Annotated in this window: 14 protein-coding genes; 3 read left to right on the top strand and 11 right to left on the bottom strand. The window is 56.2% G+C overall.

Going from position 1 to position 18921, the window contains the following annotated elements; genetic code table 11:
* Window positions 1-3 precede the first annotated feature (3 nt).
* Together J3362_RS04705 and J3362_RS04700 are read left to right on the top strand one after the other, a co-directional pair.
* On the top strand, window positions 4-2472 hold the full coding sequence (locus tag J3362_RS04705) for a LamG domain-containing protein (protein WP_349518344.1): 2469 nt from the start codon (window positions 4-6) through the stop codon (window positions 2470-2472).
* A gap of 12 nt (window positions 2473-2484) precedes the next feature.
* The gene (locus J3362_RS04700; protein WP_349518343.1) at window positions 2485-4044 is read left to right on the top strand and encodes a hypothetical protein; all 1560 of its coding nucleotides are present in this window, start codon (window positions 2485-2487) and stop codon (window positions 4042-4044) included.
* A 21-nt stretch (window positions 4045-4065) separates the two neighbouring features.
* Here the strand turns inward: J3362_RS04700 and J3362_RS04695 are convergent, their stop codons facing one another.
* The gene (locus J3362_RS04695; RefSeq protein WP_349518342.1) at window positions 4066-4959 is read right to left on the bottom strand and encodes an FAD:protein FMN transferase; all 894 of its coding nucleotides are present in this window, start codon (window positions 4957-4959) and stop codon (window positions 4066-4068) included.
* 402 nt (window positions 4960-5361) lie between these two features.
* On the opposite strand from J3362_RS04695, the gene J3362_RS04690 reads away from it, so the two are divergent.
* On the top strand, window positions 5362-6612 hold the full coding sequence (locus J3362_RS04690; RefSeq protein WP_349518341.1) for a substrate-binding protein: 1251 nt from the start codon (window positions 5362-5364) through the stop codon (window positions 6610-6612).
* 23 nt (window positions 6613-6635) lie between these two features.
* Here J3362_RS04690 and J3362_RS04685 read toward each other — a convergent pair whose 3' ends face one another.
* The 10 genes from J3362_RS04685 to J3362_RS04640 form a co-directional block, all read right to left on the bottom strand.
* On the bottom strand, window positions 6636-8267 hold the full coding sequence (locus J3362_RS04685; protein ID WP_349518340.1) for an NADP-dependent glyceraldehyde-3-phosphate dehydrogenase: 1632 nt from the start codon (window positions 8265-8267) through the stop codon (window positions 6636-6638).
* A gap of 11 nt (window positions 8268-8278) precedes the next feature.
* Window positions 8279-9085: a triose-phosphate isomerase gene (gene tpiA / locus J3362_RS04680; RefSeq protein ID WP_349518339.1), complete on the bottom strand. Its 807-nt coding sequence runs from the start codon at window positions 9083-9085 to the stop codon at window positions 8279-8281.
* Window positions 9086-9107: 22 nt separating this feature from the next.
* A complete protein-coding gene (eno, locus tag J3362_RS04675; RefSeq protein WP_349518338.1) occupies window positions 9108-10409 on the bottom strand; it encodes a phosphopyruvate hydratase in 1302 nt (433 codons plus the stop codon).
* Between the two features lie 163 nt (window positions 10410-10572).
* Entirely contained in the window at window positions 10573-12579 is a 2007-nt protein-coding gene (locus J3362_RS04670; RefSeq protein ID WP_349518337.1) for a methyl-accepting chemotaxis protein, read from the bottom strand.
* 213 nt (window positions 12580-12792) lie between these two features.
* Window positions 12793-14535 (bottom strand): ABC transporter substrate-binding protein, encoded by a 1743-nt coding sequence (locus J3362_RS04665; RefSeq protein WP_349518336.1) that lies wholly within the window; start codon window positions 14533-14535, stop codon window positions 12793-12795.
* A gap of 221 nt (window positions 14536-14756) precedes the next feature.
* Complete coding sequence (locus J3362_RS04660; RefSeq protein WP_349518335.1) at window positions 14757-15032, bottom strand: DUF2160 domain-containing protein; 276 nt, start codon at window positions 15030-15032, stop codon at window positions 14757-14759.
* A gap of 11 nt (window positions 15033-15043) precedes the next feature.
* On the bottom strand, window positions 15044-15850 hold the full coding sequence (locus J3362_RS04655; RefSeq protein ID WP_349518334.1) for a carbohydrate ABC transporter permease: 807 nt from the start codon (window positions 15848-15850) through the stop codon (window positions 15044-15046).
* A gap of 10 nt (window positions 15851-15860) precedes the next feature.
* Entirely contained in the window at window positions 15861-16727 is an 867-nt protein-coding gene (locus J3362_RS04650) for a carbohydrate ABC transporter permease (protein ID WP_349518333.1), read from the bottom strand.
* Entirely contained in the window at window positions 16727-17827 is a 1101-nt protein-coding gene (locus tag J3362_RS04645) for an ABC transporter ATP-binding protein (protein WP_349518332.1), read from the bottom strand. Before J3362_RS04645 ends, J3362_RS04650 begins: the two co-directional genes overlap by 1 nt.
* A complete protein-coding gene (locus J3362_RS04640; RefSeq protein WP_349518331.1) occupies window positions 17827-18921 on the bottom strand; it encodes an ABC transporter ATP-binding protein in 1095 nt (364 codons plus the stop codon). The genes J3362_RS04645 and J3362_RS04640 overlap by 1 nt, the downstream gene beginning before the upstream one ends.

Below are 18921 nucleotides of genomic sequence, written 5' to 3'. Positions count from 1 at the left end.
TCCATGAGCTCCCTCAAATCCGTCATCGCGCTCGCCGCCATGGCTTTGCTGCTTGCAGCCTGCGGTGGCGAGTCCACAGAACAACTCCCTAATACGTCCGGAAACTCCGGCACGGTTACCTACAACGGTCCGGCGCCTTCAACCGATGATGTAGCAAACTTCAAACGCAGTGTCTGGGACAACCTGGTCACCCAGGACAAATGCGGCGCATGCCATGGCGCCAATGGTCAGGCACCGACGTTCGTCAATGAGCAGGACGTTAATCTTGCATACGCCCAGGCAAACACCATTGTTAATCTGTCGGACCCGTCTCAGTCGGCGATGGTGACCAAGGTGGCCGGCGGCCACAACTGCTGGTTAACAAGCAATTCCGCCTGTGTAGATATCCTCACCACCTATATTTCAAACTGGGCTGGCGGATCCGAGGGTTCCGCCAAAACCGTTGAACTTCGCGCTCCTACAATCAAAGATCCTGGCGCAACGCTGGCATTTCCCACGGAAAGCACCGACTTCTCAGCGACCGTTTATCCAATCCTGACGACCTATTGCAGTGATTGTCATGCAGGCTCGGGACCGGCGCCCTACCCATTCGCAAGCCCTGACGTAGCGACCGCGTATAGCGAATCAAAAAGCCGGATTAATTTGGGGACGCCCTCGGCCTCAAGATTTGTTGAAAAGCTTCGAGCGGAACTGCACGGTTGCTGGGATGACGACTGCGCCATGTCAGCGGACATGATGCAAATGGCAATATCCGATTTTGCAGGTCTTCAGGATAGCCAACCGGTTGATCCAACCATGGTTGCCAGCAAGGCCCTGACCCTCACTGGAGACGGACTTCTGGCGAATTCAGGTGGTCGTTTTGAAGACAACGTCATCGCGCTTTATGAATTCAAATCAGGTGAAGGCCAAGCGGCCTTTGACACCAGCGGCGTGTCGCCTGCGCTGGATCTGACCCTGAGCGGAAACGTCGACTGGGTTGGCGGCTGGGGGATCGACCTTGGCCCGGCGGGGGAAAACGAGCAGGGGTTCATGATCCCTGCCGGCAAGGCCCAGGGCAGCACCACCGCCAGCCGGAAGCTGCACACCCTGCTGACCGCTTCCGGCGAATACAGCATCGAGGCCTGGGTCGCCCCGGGTAACATCACCCAGGAAGATGCCCGCATCGTGACCTACTCGGGCTCATCCACCGCTCGCAACGTCACGCTCAGCCAGTCGCTCCAGCGTTACGAGGTACTGCATCGCAGCACCACCAGCGATGAGAATACGCCTTTCGCAACCCAGGACGCCGACATGCTCCTGCAGGCAACCCTCCAGCACGTGGTGGTTAACTACACCCCGGCGACCGGTCGCCAGATCTTTGTGAATGGCGTTCCAACCGGCGATGTTGACCCGGACGACGGCGGACTGCTGACCGAATGGGACGACAGCTTTGCCCTGGTCCTGGGCAACGAGACCGATGGCAACTCTCCCTGGCAGGGCGCGATCCGGATGGTCGCCATCCACAATCGGGCGCTGACACCGGAACAGGTCCAGGCCAACTTTGAGGTGGGCGTTGGCCAGAAGTTCTATCTTCTGTTCGGGGTCTCTCACCTGATCGACCTGCCCGAGAGTTTCATCGTGTTCGAAGTCAGCCAGTTCGACAGCTATGCGTATAGATTCACCAGTCCCTTCTTCATCAGCCTTGATGACTCCGTAGAGCCATCAAACATTCCGCTGCGCGGCATGCGACTGAGCATCAATGGCAAAGAAGCGACTGTCGGACAGGCCTGGGCCAACCTGGACGTTGTCCTGGACAGCAGCAGCTATGAACCCGGCACCGGGCAACCGCTCTCCTCTCTTGGCACCATCATTGCGCTGGAAAACGGACCCGAGAACGATGAATTTTTCCTGACGTTCGACCAGCTGGGAGGTAACAACTTTGCCCGCTCCGAGCCCGCCCTGCCGCCTCAGCCGGAACCGGCTGACCTGGCACCGTCATCGGAGATCGGCTTGAAGACTTTTGACGAGATCAACGAGTCCATGTCGCGGATGACCGGTGTTCCCACAACCAACCAGGATGTATTCAACACATACACCACCGTAAAGCAGCAATTGCCCACGGTAGAGACTATTCAGGGTTTCCTGTCCTCTCATCAGATGGCGGTTACCCAGATGGCCATCCAGTATTGCAATGTTCTGGTCGAAAATGCGCAGCTTCGGGACCAGATGTTCCCCGGGTTCGATTTCTCCGCCCCGGCCAGCACCGCCTTCGACCACGGTGGCAAGAGCCTGGTTACCGGGCCATTGCTGTCGCGCTTTGTAGGCAGCAACCTGGCATCACAGCCTGGTGACAGCGCAATCGCAACGGAGCTGAGCGAGCTCATGAATAGACTGACCAGCTGTGATGCAGGGTGTGAGCCTGACCGCACAGAAACAGTCGTGAAAGCAAGCTGTGCCGCCGTGCTTGGCAGCGCCACCACCCTGGTTCAGTAGAGGAAGCCGATCATGTTTATACGCAAATCCCGTAAAAAGCCTTTGGCCAACGGCAGCCCACTGCTCCACGACGATCACGGCAAGCCGAGGACCCGCCGCGAATTTATCGCCCAGGGCCTGATGGCAGGCTCAGCGACGGTGTTCGGTGCCTCCCTGTTCAGCCTGTTCGGAAACCCACGAATGGCCGCAGCTGCGCTTTCAGACGATCTAAACACTTTGAAGGAAAGCTGTGGCATCGCGGTTCAGGGTGCCGGCAAGATTCCCTTTATCTGCTTTGACCTGGCAGGCGGCGCCAACATTGCCGGCTCCAACGTTCTGATGGGCAAATCCGGCGGACAAATGGACTTCCTGAGTACCGCCGGTTACAACAAGCTTGGCCTACCAGGTGACATGCTGCCCAACGACCCGGCGTTCGTGAACACCGAGCTGGGCCTGGCATTTCATTCTGACAGCGCCTTCCTGCGCGGCATCCTGCAGAGCACCAGTGCCGGCACCCGAGCAGCAACCGACGGCGCGATCATTGCGGCCCGCTCGGAAAACGATACCGGCAATAACCCCCACAACCCGATGTATGGCATTCATCGCGCCGGTGCCGACGGCTCTCTGCTCTCCCTTGTGGGTTCCCAGAGCTCGGAATCCGGTGGAAACTCGCTGGCACCGATGAACCTGATCAATCCGGAGGTTCGTCCCACGAAGATTGACCGGCCCTCGGACGTTACCGGCCTGGTGGACGTGGGCGATCTAATCGGCATTCTGGAACAGCAAGATGCTGTCGCCGTCATGGAATCCATTCAGCGCATCAGCGACGCCAAGATGAATCAGGTCAACACCGGCATCTCGACTGATGAAGTCGTCAAGGATCTGGTCCGCTGTGGCTATGTAAAGAGTGCTGATCTCGCCGACCGATTCGGCAACCCAGCGGATCTGGATCCGGAGTTGGATCTCGAAATCGTTGGCCCGACTGGCATCTTCAGCCGCGATGAATTCAACAGCAACCGCGAATTCCGCAAAACCGCGTCTGTGATGAAGCTGGTTCTGAGCGGCTATGCCGGTGCCGGCACGATCACCATGGGCGGCTACGACTACCATACGGGTGAGCGCGGGACCGGCGAACGTCGTGACGAGCAGGCAGGCCGCTGTATGGGTGCCTGTCTGGAATACGCAGCCCGGGTGGGCATGCCTTTGATGCTCTATGTGTTCAGTGACGGTTCGGTGTCGAGTAACGGCCGGATTGATGATTCCATGGATGGTCGCGGCAAGGGCGAGTGGACTGGCGACAACCAGCAGACAGCCGCCTCGTTCTTTATGGTATACAACCCGGCGGGTCGCCCTACCCCGATTCGCAGACAGATCGGCTTCATGCGCTCTGATGCGTCAGTGGAAACTGCCTCCAGCCCTGCGGCCAACAACGTCAACCAGTTGGTTCAGACCGTGTTGCTCAATTATATGGCACTACACGGTGAACAAAACCAGTTCGGCACCCGTTTCAACGGGCATGGGCTAGGCAATGGCACGTCCCAGGACAGCCTGATTGCGTTCTCGAATGTCGTGAACGGCACTATCGGAAATTGACCAAAACCGCTCGCTCCGCCCCTAGTCTGATTGGGGCGGAACGAGCCCTTCTGACACGTGCATCATGCGCTGATCGTCGATAACCACAACATCAATACCCGGCAAACGCTCGATCATCTCCAGCCCCTTTTCAGGTCCGAGCACAAACACCGCTGTAGACAGGCCGTCGGTTGTCAACGCGTCCTCACCTATAATGGTCACGCTTTGAACACCCTGAACCGATTTGCCGGTCTCAGGCGACAGGATGTGATGGACCCTTTCTCCCGCTTCATCAACGAAGAACCGCTCATAGTCGCCGGAGGTGGACACTGCCACGTCCTCCAGCGGCAAAACCACCGCGTTGCGCCCTTCTGAGCGGGGGTCCCGAATGCCCACGTACCAGGGCCGCCCCCGCTTGTCACCCAGCAGCCGCATGTCGCCGCCAGCACTCAGCCGGGCATGGCGAATGCCAAAACTGACCAGACGCTCGATTCCCAGATCCACTGCGTATCCTTTGGCGATGCCACCGAGGTCTACCAGAATCCCTTCCTGCCGGTATTCGACTGTCTGATCATCATGATCGAGAATCACATCCCGGAAATTCACCCGCGGCAAGCCGGATCGAAGCTCCTCGTCCGTGGGCTTTTTACCGGCTCTGAAGTCATACAGGTAACCCACTGAGCCAAAGGTAATGTCGAAGGCGCCATGGCTGAGTAGCGAAACCTCCCGCGCTTTCTCAATCACCTCGAACAACCCGTCACTCACTTCTACTGGACCGCCGGGGGCATTGCGGTTGAGCCTGGAAACCTCCGAATCCTCCCGGTAGCGACTCATCTGTTCATCAACCTGATGAAAAACCGCCAGCACCTCTTTCCCAACCCGGCTCGCCAGCTCTTCATCTTCCGCCCAGAACTCCAGTTCGATAGGCGTGGTCATTGCAGTATCCGAAAGCCGATACCACTCTGCGCTCGCCGACATCGGAACGATGACAAGCCCCATTGCCGCGACGATAGACGAGAGAGGCGATCCTAGTTCGAATTTCCAACGCTTCTTGGTTATCAAGACCCACTAATCTCCATTGGCTGCAGCGAGGCCCAAACCGGGCAACTCCGAAAAGTATATCCATTTCTTCGACGGCAGCCGAACCGATTCGTCGGAACGACATGGACCAGACTAGATGCAGATCACTAACCTACAATTTGTTACCCAAAATTCCACTTTAGTCCCATTGTTGGCTCCATAATCAGCAGGGACACTAGCTCTGCTTAACAAATAATCAAAACAAAGATTGGCAGCCCTTTTCCCCCATTGGCGCTGCAATTCCGGAGGCCAACCTGAATGAACGTCAGAAAAGTACTCTTTTCTGCTTGTCTGCTGTTGCTGGCGAGCACCACTTTGTATGCCGAAACTCTTAAAATCGGCCTGAATTATCCGCAAACAGGTCGTTACAAGGATCAGGGCCTGCAACAGCGTCTGGGCGCTTTCCTGGCCGTTGACGAAATTAACAAGGCCGGTGGCGTGATGGGCCGCCAGCTGGAGTTGGTGATCAGGAATACACGAGGCGAACCGGCCCAGGGCGCGGAAAACACCGCAGAGCTTATCGACCGCGAAGGCGTCCAGATGGTGTTCGGCGGTGTGTCCAGCGCCGTTGCCATTGCCTCTGGCAAGGCGGCGCAGGATCGCAACCGGATTTACTTTGGCACCCTCACCTACTCGAACGCCACCACCGGTGCCGAAGGTCATTCACACATGTTCCGGGAGCCCTACAACGCCTGGATGACCGCCAAGGCGCTGAGCCAATATCTCACCACCAATCACGCCGACGACGAATACTTCTACATAACCGCCGACTACACCTGGGGCTGGTCTGTGGAAGAGTCTGTACGCAAATTTTCGGGAACCGAGGATACCGACCGCCACCAGGGCGTGAAAACGCCTTTCCCCCGAGCGCTGATTACCGACTTCCGCGAGGCGCTGGAACAGGCAGACGCGAGCGATGCCAAGGTTCTGATGATGGTTCTATTCGGCGACGATATGGTGCGCGCCCTGAATGTTGCCTACGAAATGGGTCTCACCAAAAAAATGCAGATCGTTGTGCCCAACCTCACCCTCGGTATGGCGCGCCAGGTAGGCCCCACCATTATGGAAGGCGTTATCGGTGGCTCGCCCTGGGTATGGAACGTACCCTACGAGCTGAACTATCCGAGAGGAAGAGAGTTTGTTGAGGCCTTCTCAGCGCGATATGAAATGCGGCCATCTACCGCTGCGGCCTCAGCCTACAGCATCGTCTACCAATACAAGGATGCAGTGGAACGTACCGGCACCACCAATACCGCCAGCCTCATCAGGGCCCTGGAGGGACACAGATACACTTTCCTGAAGGATGAGCAGTACTGGCGCGAATTCGATCACCAGAATGTCCAGACGGTGTATGTGGTGAAAGTAAAACCACGCAACACCATCATTGCTGACGAATACAGTTCCGATTATTTCAGCATCATTGATTCCATGCCTGGTGATCAGGCCGCCCAAACCCGCGAAGAATGGGAAGAGCGGCGCCGAGAGGCTGGCAAGCCTCCCCGGCTCTAGGCCAAAGACAGAGGATCCGGCGATCAGAACAGATAGTCGGTTGTCAGTATTTTCGAGCTTCGTCCCCGCACAATGCCGGTCACCAGGTCCCGATTGCTCTCACTGGACTTGGTGGCCACGGTTGTGCCAATCGAGAACACCCGAAGGGCATCCGATACCGAAAGTGTGCCTTCCGCGGAGTCTTTGCGTCCGTTAAACGGCAGGGTATCCGGCCCCCTCTGGCACTGGGCATTCAGGTTGATCCGGCCCACCTGATTGGCAAGCAGATCAATCAGCCTGCCCACCGTGTCGGAATCCGAACCGAAGATACTTAGCTGCTGCCCGAAGCTGGAATCCCGAACGTGCTCAATCACTTCCTGCTCATCCGAGAAAGCAGCAACAGGAATAACCGGCCCGAACTGTTCTTCATGATAGATGCGCATATCGGCGGTGACCGGGTAAAGCACGGCAGGGTGAAAATACGTGCCGTTGACCTCGCCGCCACCCTCATTGACCACGGATGCGCCCTTGGCGATTGCGTCGTCTACCAGTTCCCTGAGAAACCCGATCTTGCCCGGCTCGGGCAATGGCGTCAGCGATACGTCCTGCTCCCAGGGCATGCCCGCTACCAGTTCATTGACCCCTGCCGATAGCTTGCTGACAAACTGGTCCGCAAGGGAATCATGGACAAACAGCAGTTTCAGTGCGGTGCAGCGCTGGCCATTGAAAGACAGCGCACCGGTGACACATTCACTCACGGCAAGCTCAAGATCCGCATCCGGCAGCACGATGGCCGGATTGTTGGCGTCCAGGCCCAGCACTGCCTTTAAGCGATGCGGTTTCGGATGCATCTTTTTGAGCGCTGACGCACCGCGGTGGGTTCCTATGAAGGCGAACATGTCGACCTTGCCGCTTTTCATCAAAGGCCCAACCGTATTCCTGCCCCGTCCGAAAATAATGTTGATGACTCCTGGCGGAAACGACTTCCGGAATGCTTCCATCAGAGGGCCGATCAACAGCACACCGTATTTGGCGGGTTTGAAAACCACCGTGTTGCCCATGATCAACGCTGGAATTAGCGTCGTGAAAGTCTCATTGAGCGGGTAATTGAACGGCCCCATGCAGAGGGCTACCCCTACCGGTAGGCGGCGGGTCTGAGCCACCACGCCACCGACGATTTCAAATCTCGAGGACCGGCGGTCAAGCAGCTTAAGCTCATGAATCGTATCGTTGATATAGTCGCAGGTCCGGTCAAATTCCTTGCAGGCATCTTTCCGGGTCTTGCCGATTTCCCACATCAGAAGCTCTACCACGGCCTCTCGATGGTTGCGCATCTCCGCAAGGAACTGCTCGACGTGTTCAATTCTGTTGGCGACAGACATGCTGGGCCAGTCGCCACTTCCCTGACCGTAGGCCTGAACCGCCGCATCCAGGGCTTCCAGGGCAGCGGCCTCATCCATCAGAGGCGTCCGTCCGATCAGCAGAGGTTGAGGAACTCCCTCGCCTTGCGCTGCTGAGCAGATCGGGCTGCGAACCTCTGCGTAAGAACCGTCCCAGGGACGCAGTTCGCCGCCAACCAGGGTATGATTTAAGTTCACGCCTCCCTCACGGAACTCCTCCGGCACATCGGTTTCTTTCGGGAAAAACGTGGTTTGCATCCAGCGTGTTGGATCCATTTACATCTCCATCAGTGGGTTTCGCATTCGCCGGCCAGAATGCCGGAAGCCTCAGCCAGGGCTCCGGCGATCGTTCCGAATTCATCCGCGTGCAGTGAGGCACCGCCAATCAAGCCGCCATCAACGTCGGCAAGACTGAACAGTTCATAAGCATTGGCAGCTTTAACGCTGCCCCCGTATACCACCCGCAGCTCCTTGCTGATGTCGTCGGCTGACTCGGGAGCGCTTTTGGCGATGAACTGGCGGATCTGTTGATGCACCTCCGAAACCTGCTCCGGCGTTGCTGTTTTGCCCGTTCCGATCGCCCAGACCGGTTCATAGGCAACGATTCCATTAGCCATGGCCGCCAGGCCGACCTCGTCAATCACCGCCTGTAGCTGCTGTTCGATAATCAGACCGGTACGGCCCGACTCTCTGTCTTCCAGTGTCTCACCGACGCATAGCACCGGTGTAAGGCCGGACTGCAAAACCGAACGATATCGGGCTGCCACCTCCTGGTTGCCTTCGCCGAACAGTAGCCGGCGTTCGGAGTGACCCACGAGCGCATACCGGCAGCCCATTTCCTGAAGCATGGTGGCGCTGACCTCGCCGGTGTAGGCGCCAGATACAAACCCGGACGCATTCTGGGCGCCCAGCATGATGCCGGTATAGCCAAGCAGATCACGCACCTGGAACAGGTACGGATGCGGCGGACATACCACCAGATCAATAGACTTACGGAACATCCGCAGTCGGGGTAAGACGCGCACCATCAGCGCCTGGTTTGCCTGGAGGCTGCCATTCATTTTCCAGTTTCCAATCAGAATCGGTTTTCTCATGGTGTTTCTCCCGCAAAGAAAGTCATGTATCGAGGGCACAACGGATCGCGCCGACACCCGGATAAAACGCGTGAGCGCCAAGATCCTGTTCAATGCGCAGCAGGCGGTTGTACTTGGCAACCCGGTCTGATCGGCAGAGAGAGCCGGTTTTTATCTGGCCTGATCGCGTTGCAACGGCCAGATCCGATATGAACGTATCTTCGGTCTCGCCGCTACGGTGGGAAATCACCGTGGTGTAGCCGGCATCCTGAGCCATTCCGATAGCATCAAGGGTCTCGGTCAGGGTCCCGATCTGGTTAAACTTAATCAGCACTGAATTGGCAATGCCCTTCCTGATGCCTTCGGTAATGATTGAGGTATTCGTGACGAAAAGGTCGTCCCCTACCAGTTGGACGCGTTCGCCAAGTTTTTCGGTCAGAAGCTTCCAGCCGTCCCAATCGCTTTCATCCATACCATCCTCGATCGAGGCGATCGGGTACTTCATGGCCAGATCGAGCAGGTAATCCGAGAACTCTTCGGAAGTGAACTGCTTTCCAGCGCCCTTCAGGTTGTAATGGCCATCTTCATAGAATTCCGACGCGGCGCAATCGAGCGCCAGGACCACATCGGATCCTGGCCGATAGCCCGCCTTTTCGACCGCCGCCAGAATCAGGTCGAGGGCTTCCTCGCTGGAACGCAGATTGGGCGCGAAGCCACCCTCATCTCCTACCGCAGTTGAAAGACCTTTTTTGCGGAGCAACGACTTAAGGGCATGGAAGGTTTCCACTCCCATTCGCAGCGCCTCACTGTAGCTCGGCGCGCCAACCGGCTGGATCATGAATTCCTGAATATCAACGTTGTTGTCCGCATGAGCGCCGCCATTGATGATGTTCATCATTGGCACCGGCAGGATGCTCGGGCCGTTGCAGCCGTATAACTCCGCTAGATACCGGTACAGGGGCTGTTGCCGATAATTGGCGCCAGCGTTGGCCGTGGCCAGGGAGACTGCGAGAATCGCATTGGCGCCAAACTCTGCCTTGTTGGGCGTGCCGTCCATCTCGCACATGAGCCGGTCCATCACCAGTTGGTCAAACACCACACGGCCCTCCAGTGCCGGTGCTATGAATTCGTTAACGCACCGGACGGCTTGCAGAACGCCCTTGCCGTTATAGCGACTGTCATCACCGTCGCGCTTTTCCAGCGCCTCCCAGGTTCCTGTCGAAGCACCGGATGGCACCCGGCCCTGCCCGACCACGCCGTTTCGGAGTTCTACGTCCACTTCCACTGTAGGAAATCCTCGGGAATCCAGAATTTCTCGAGCCGTCACTTTTTTTATGTGTTCCATGGTGTCGTTCCTGTCACATCATTGTTGTTTGTGAATTTTATTTTTTGATAACGAACATTAAAAACATCTTAATATTCGTAAACGAACATCATCAAGCGAAAATGAACCCTCGATCAGACAAATTTGTTATATGAAAACGAAAGTTGGTCAGTTGCCGATTTGTTCAATGAATCCGAAAGCGAGCCATCAGTGACTCAATGTTTGTCACCGAATCCTCCAACCGGTCACAGGTTGTGACCAATTCATCAATGCTTTCAAGACCTTCAGCCGCAGAACCGCTGATATCACTGACCTGTCGCGCCACCGACTGACTGACGTTCTCCTGCTCGTCCATGCCGTGGCGGATGTGCTCAGCACCTTGATGAATCCGCTCCATCGCCGAGCCAATTCTGCCTGCGCCCTCGGAAACGCTGGCCATCAGCTCACGCACAGATCGCAGCTGTTCGAAGCTGGAATTCATGGAACTGACCGATTCCGACGCTTCTCTCTGAAGCCCTTCTACGAGGCTCCGGATTGTATCGGTGCTCTCGGTGGTCTTTTGGGCCAGACCCCGCACTTCATCGGCGACCACTGCAAAACCGAGACCGGCATCACCGGCGCGTGCCGACTCGATGGCGGCGTTGAGGGCCAACAGGTTGGTCTGATTGGCGATGTCATCAATTGCCTCGGTAATCCTGCCAATATCGAAGGACGCCTGCTCAAGCTGACGCAGCTTCCCTGCGGTCCGCTCCGCCTGGACCTCCAGATCCGCAACACAGTCCATGCCACGCCCAGCGGCAGAGAGATTGTCGTCCACCTGGAGATTGACCTTGCCAACCAGATCATGGGTACCCCGAACCGATCTTGCCACTTCCCTTGCAGAGGCCTCCATTTCAGTCATGGCAGCCGCAATGGAACCAAGTTCGTCAGACTGATTCCTTGTCCGTTCGTTGAATTCACGGGCGAACCTCGCGTTGCCCGACGCAATCACCGAGATGTCTGAACCCGCCTGTTGCAAACTACCCAAAACCGTGGCCATGGCCTCCGACAGCCGGTTAACAGAACTCTTGAGATCAATAAATTCGCCGCGGGCAGGAAACTCGAGAACCTGTGAGTAGTCTCCCTCGGCCATTGCAGCAAGATGAGCCTGAGTCACCTGCAGTGGCCTGCTGATCATTCGCCCCAGCCTGAACGAGGTTGCCAGTGTCAGAAGAACCACCACGGGCAACAACCAGTAGACCAGTTTTTCCGAAGTCAGAGCGGTTGCATCCAGTGTGAACACCGAGGCGCTCGCACGATCAGAGACCGTCTTCGCAGCCTCATCCAGGGCTGACGCCAATGCCGCCAGATTCTGATCGACCTCTCTGGCGACATTGTCCAGCTCCAGCCGGCTCTGGCGATAACCCGAGTACTGGCTGATTATCCCGGCCTGGTCATTTACCGCAGACAGAAACGTCTTCACAAGTGCCGGCATACCATCCAGACGAGGCACTTCCTCAACCAGGGCCGAAATGTCCTGCTCGATGGTCCGGGTATTGAATCGGAGATTCTCGACTATGGCATCGAGCTGACGCGCATCCTCCGTGCTGACCATCTGCATGACCAACAACTCAATGTTCGCCAGATTCTCCATGACGGTAGTAAACAGATCACGGATGTATATATCCCCGCCTGCCGGTTCGGTACCCTCCCGAACCAGGGTTCGTTTGATTTCCCCGTTATTGGCGAGAAATTCAGTCAGGCCAGTGTTCACCGCATCCGAAACCGACAACACCCGTGCCTTGAGAGAGGCCAGCGCACCAGTGCTGCGATCAAGTTTCGACAGCTGTGACTGAGCTGTCCTGTTGACAGCCTGCAGCGGAGGAAACATGGCAGAACTGTTAGTGGTTAGCAGTGTCTCACCACCGCCGCGCAGTTGCTCAAGGCTGGTGGAAAGCTTTTCCAGGCTGGCATCCAGTGCCTCCGGATCGTCGGCCGAAACCACCTCCACTACATGCTTGGCAGTTTCAGAACGATGGGTTTCCATTTCCTGAATCAAACCGCTGAGCGGAAAGACATCCGATGTCAGTTTGTCCGTTGTTCCCGAAAAGGACGACATGACGCTGATATTGAACGCTCCCCAGCACACAATAATCACGCAAAGCAGGCCAAAGCCCGCGTACAAACGATGAATTACGGAGATTCTGTTCATTGGAAACACCCTTCCCGCCATCGACATGCAGAGGCGGGCCAAACGGTAGAAAAAGGGCCGGCAGGGTTGGCCCCGGGAGGGGCTACCTTGAAATGCTTGAAAGGGGGGGACTATAAGCAACCGGCCAAAACCCACCGTGACAACGGTGCTCTGCCTGCCGCAACCAAAGGGTCCTGTTGCGACAGGCATCGCTCTTCAGGAAATCAGCTCGCCTTAGCGCGCCTCTTCCCAGGTTTTCAGCAGTTCATCATAGGCAACGGTTTTGCCTTGCGGCTTCTCGTTTGCCAACTTGGGCTTGGGTGCGCCTGGCTGATCCAGCCAGTATTGCGGGTCGCGCGGCTCATTCAGCTTCGGACCACAGGTCGGCTGGACATTGGCGCGCTCCAGGCGCTCCATGACACGATCTTGAGCCTGGGCAAGACCATCAAGGGCTTCTTGCGGAGAGGCTTCACCACTGGCTGCCTGAGCGATGTACTGCCACCACAGCTGGGCCAGCTTCGGATAGTCCGGAACGTTGGTACCAGTGGGAGACCACTGAACGCGCGCAGGGCTGCGATAAAACTCAACCAGACCACCAAGCTTGGGCGCCATTTCAGTCATTGCCTCAGACTCGATATCGGACTCCCGGATCGGAGTCAGACCGGCGATGGTTTTCTCCAGAGACACAGTCTTGGCGACCGTGAACTGGGCATACAGCCACGCTGCAAGGCGACGCTTCTCGGGCGTTGAATCCAGGAAGGTCCAGGAGCCCACGTCCTGATAACCAAGTTTCATGCCCTCTTCCCAGTAGGGCCCACGGGGAGACGGTGCCATGCGCCACTTGGGCGTGCCATCTTCGTTCACCACCGGCAGGCCGTCCTTGATCATGCTCGCGGTAAAGGCGGTGTACCAGAAAATCTGCTGGGCAACATTACCCTGGGCGGGAACCGGGCCGGCCTCGGAGAACGTCATGCCCTGGGCTTCAGGTGGCGCATACTCACGCAGCCAGTCCACGTATTTCTCGGTGGCATACACGGCAGCAGGGCCATTGGTTGCACCGCCGCGGCTGACGCTGGAGCCGACCGGGTGACACTCCTCAACCCGAATGCCCCATTCGTCTACCGGCAGGCCGTTAGGCAGGCCCTTGTCGCCAGCACCAGCCATGGAGAACCAGGCATCGGTGAAACGCCAGCCCAGAGACGGATCTTTCTTGCCATAGTCCATGTGGCCGTAGACGCGCTCACCGTCAATTTCCTTCACGTGAACCGAGAAGAACTCGGCAATATCCTCGTAGGCTGACCAGTTAACCGGCACACCCAGATCGTACCCGTAGATGTCCTTGAATTGCTTCTGCAGGTCTTCACGCTCGAACCAGTCGGCCCGGAACCAGTAGAGGTTGGCAAACTGCTGGGAAGGCAGCTGGTAGAGCTTGCCGTCAGGCCCTGTGGTGAAATCGAGCCCGATGAAGTCGTCGAGATCGAGGGTGGGCAGTGTGAGATCTTTACCGGCACCATTCATGATGTCTTCAACGGCCACCACCTTTCCATAACGGAAGTGGGTGCCGATCAGGTCTGAATCGTTCACGTAGCCGTCGTAGATGTTCCGTCCGGACTGCATCTGAGTTTGGAGTTTCTCGATGACGTCGCCTTCCTGAATCAGCGTGTGGGTAAGGTTGATCCCGGTGATTTCGGAAAACGCCTTGGCCAGAACATTAGACTCATACTCATGAGTCGCTATGGTTTCGGAAACCACGTTGATGTCCATGCCACGGAACTGCTCAGCGGCTTTGGTAAACCACTCCATTTCCTTGAGCTGCTCTTCCTTGCTTAACGTGGAGTTCTTGAACGCTTCGTTCACCCACTTTTCAGCCGCGTCACTGTACTGATCGGCGCTGACATGCAGGCTCAAACCCATACTGGCGACACCAACGGCGGCGCTCAGCAACAGGGTCCTCGGATATTTATTGTTGTTGAACATATCCAACCTCGTTCGTCTTTTTATGAATGGAACGAAACAGTCGGGTTTCGTTTCCGCACTTATAGCGCTCTGGTCGCTATTCTTTTCACCGGAACCTTTCGTGATCGATTCCGATCATTTAAAACAAAATAGTTCGTTTACGAAATCATTACAAGAGGGTTCATAGAATTTTTAGAGCCGAATGTTCGCAAAACCAACATAGCGAACATTCGGATCCAGGCTCACCCCCAACGCAACAACACCAATAACCAGCCTACCGAAACAGCGAGCGCGACCCAGAGGGTGACATCGCTCACTGCGAGAAAGGTCAGATGTATATACGCCGCCGAGAGTAATCCGATAAACAGCCGATCCCCCCGGGTAGTGGCAATCGGCAGGAACCCCTTTCTCTCGGAGCATGGGGAGACAATCTCGAAAACCGTCATTACCGCCAGAATTCCCGCAATCACTGCAAAGAAAATGGCGACGGTCGGCGTCCAGTTCATCCAGGCAATCATAAAACGTCTCCTTAAACGCGTCCGAGGGCAAAGCCTTTGGCAACGTGGTTACGAACGAACCAGATCACCAGCAGACCAGGAATGATGGTGAGTGAACCGGCCGCAGCCAGAACACCCCAGTCGATACCGCTCGCCCCAATCGTTCGGGTCATGATTGCGCCGATCGGTTGGGCATCCACGGAGGTAAGAGTTCTGGCAAGAAGCAGTTCCACCCAGGAAAACATGAAAGCGAAGAAGGCCGTCACACCTATCCCGGAGCGAATCATCGGCAAAAACACCTTCACGAAAAATTTGGGAAAGCTGTAGCCATCAATATAGGCCATCTCGTCATACTCGCGCGGGACACCGGACATGAATCCCTCCAGAATCCAGACAGCCAGGGGTACGTTGAACAGGCAGTGCGCCAGGGCTACCGCGATGTGTGTGTCAAACAGACCGATGGATGAATACAACTGGAAAAATGGCAGAAGGAAAACCGCTGGCGGTGCCATCCTGTTACTCAGCAGCCAGAAGAAAAGGTGCTTGTCGCCCAGGAACTTGTAACGGCTGAAGGCATAGGCCGCCGGCAGCGCCACGAGCAACGTGATAATTACGTTTATCGAAACATAGATCATCGAGTTGATGTAGCCGTTGTACCAGCTGGGATCAGTAAAGATCACGGCATAGTTATCCAGGGTGAAATTCTGCGGCCACAGGGTAAGTCCGCCAAGTATTTCCTGGTTGGTCTTGAACGACATGTTCAGCAACCAGTAGATCGGAGTCAGGAGCAACAGAATGAACAGCGTAATCCCGACATTTTTTGAACGTGTCTGTCTCATCACACTCTCCTTATTTTTCTTTGTCGGCGTGCGTAATGGCGGTAAAGAAGACCCATGAAATCAGTAATACAATGAGGAAGTAGATCAGCGAGAACGCAGCCGCGCGCCCCAGATCAAACTGTCCGATTGCCATGGTCGTCAAGGTCTGGCTCAGGAAGGTGGTAGAGCTGCCAGGGCCGCCACCGGTGAGCACGAAAGGCTCAATGTAGATCATGAAGCTGTCCATGAAACGCAGCAGCACCGCGATGATCAGAACACTTTTGAGCCTCGGGAGCTGGATATACCGGAACACCGCCCACTTTGAGGCGCGATCAATTTCTGCCGCCTGGTAGAAAGCTTCCGGAATTGCCCGCAACCCTGAATAGCAGAGCAAGGCAACCAGCGGCGTCCAGTGCCAGACGTCCATCAACAGAACCGTCAGCCACGCATCGAGGGTGTCGCCGGTGTAGTTGTAATCAATTCCCAACTGGTTAATGCCCCAGCCGAACAGACCGATATCGCCGCGGGCAAATATCTGCCAGATAGTGCCAACCACATTCCAGGGAATCAGCAGTGGAATGGCCAGAAGAATCAGGCACAGGGAACCCTTGATACCGGATTTCGGCATCATGAGGGCAACACCGATACCCAGAGGAATCTGGATCAGCAATACCGCACCCGAGAATATAAACTGACGAATCAGGGAATCCTGCAGGCGCTCATCAGTCAGTACCTCTTTAAACCACTCGGTGCCAACGTAGAACGCCTGGCCCGGACCGAAAATATCCTGGACCGAGTAATTCACCACGGTCATCAGCGGAATCAGCGCCGAGAAGGCAACGAGCAGAAATACCGGCAGCACCAGCCACCAGGCTTTATTGTTTTGTACCTTTTGCATCACTGTTGCTCCTGTACCAGGAATTCATCCACATACAGCTTCAGCCATTGCCTCGGGAACGAGAGGTGAACCTGACTGCCAATCGATGCGGCGAACTCCTCGCTCTGCCGGACTTTCATTTTTTCATGGTCAAGCTGAACGGTAACGATTTTGTAGGTACCCAGGTCCTCTACATCCAGGACCTCGGCCTCGAAGGTGTCGTCTGAAGCCACAGAGGACACTTCCACAAACTCGGGACGGATTCCGATCTTGATGTTGGTGGACCTGGTCCGCTGCAGGACATCTACCTGCCAGGGCTCGAGTGCCACAACTGTGCTTCCGAAACACACGCCCCTGGGACACCGCTGTACCTCGATGAGATTCATGCCGGGGCTGCCGATGAAGAAACCCACAAAGGTGTGGTTGGGCTGCTCGAATAGTTCCGTTGGAGTGCCGAACTGGACAATCTGCCCGCCGTACATCACAGCAATCTTGTCGGCAAATGTGGAGGCTTCGAGCTGGTCGTGGGTGACATACACCATGGTGATGTCGAACTGTTCGTGAATCTGCTTGAGCTTGCGACGCAACTTCCACTTGAGTTGCGGATCGATCACCGTCAGGGGCTCGTCGAACAGAATCGCCGAAACATCTTCCCGAACCAGGCCACGGCCCATGGAGACCTTTTGCTTCTCATCCGCGGTCAGATTCTTCGCCTTCTTGTAGAGCTTGTCCTCAATTTCCAGCACTTCGGCGATCTCATGAACGCGGGCCTTGATCTTCGACGCGGGCACCTTGTTGTTCTTGAGGGGAAACGCCAGATTGTCGTACACGGTCATCGAGTCGTAAATGACCGGAAACTGGAAAACCTGGGCAATATTCCTGTCTCTCGGCGACAGCTCGTTAACACGCTTGCCGTCGAACAGGACATCCCCCTCAGAGGGCTGAACCAGGCCGGAAATGATGTTCAGCATGGTGCTCTTTCCGCAACCGGACGGACCCAGCAATGCGTATGCCCCACCCTTGTGCCATACGTGGTCGAGCTGACGGATGGCGTAATCATCCGGCCCTTCCGGCTTATCACTGTAACTGTGGGCAAGTGACTTCAATTGAATTTCAGCCATCAGACAGACCCTCCTGAAACCTGGGACGGTGTGTGCACCAGCTGCTCGCTGCTATCGAAAACGAACAGTTTGTTGATCGGCAGATACACCTTGATGGGCGCACCTGTGTGGTACTGATGCACGCCCATCAGTTGCAACACCATTTCGAAGTGACTGTTCTCGACATGCATGAAGGTTTCAGAACCACTGATCTCGCTGAGCTCCACCTCCATGGACATTTCCAGATCATCATCGCTGGTGGGGACCAGACCAATATGGCTGGGACGAATCCCGAACCAGTAATCACCCGGTTTCAGCTTCGCCAATTCCTGCGTGAGCGCGTGGTGGGAGTATTCGTCGAAGGTCACCTCGGTTTCGGAAACCCGGCCACGAATCATGTTCATCGGTGGCTCGCTGAACAATTGTGCAGCGAGAGTGTTCACCGGTGCCCGATAGACATCCATCACCGGGCCGGTCTGAACGACCCGCCCCTCGTGCAGTAATGTTGTTGTACCGCCGAGTGCGAGGGCTTCATTGGCCTCTGTGGTTGCGTACACCGCAATACACTGACGCTCGCGGAACAGATCCCGCAGTTCCGCCCGGAGCTCTTCGCGCAGCTTGTAATCAAGGTTGACCAGTGGCTCATCGAAAAGCACCAGGGTGGCATCTTTAACCAGCGCCCGGGCCATGGCGGTTCTCTGCTGTTGACCACCCGACAGTTCCAGGGGGTAGCGCTTCAGCAGAGGGTCAATCCGGAGCATCGACGCGGTTTCTTTCACCCGGCGATCAATTTCGGACTCGGTCATCTGTGCAAGCCGCAGGGGCGAAGCAATGTTTTCGTAGACCGTCAGGTTGGGGTAATTGATGAACTGCTGGTAGATCATCGAAATATTACGGTTCTGCACGCTCTGCCCTGTTACGTCCTCGCCGTTGTATATCAGACGGCCGCTATCGGGCTTGTCCAACCCGGCCATCAATCGCATCAGCGAGGTCTTTCCGGCCAGTGTCCGGCCGAGCAGAACGTTAAAGGAACCTGCCTCAAAGGTGAGGTTGGCATCCCGTATGTAGTCGACACCGTCGACCTCACGGGAGAGATTCTCCAGTGTTAAGGACAT

Origin of the sequence: Marinobacter sp. NFXS11 (assembly GCF_040148675.1) — a bacterium.
In the GTDB taxonomy this organism is placed as follows: Bacteria; Pseudomonadota; Gammaproteobacteria; order Pseudomonadales; family Oleiphilaceae; genus Marinobacter.
This window is presented reverse-complemented; position numbering and strand designations above follow the sequence as displayed.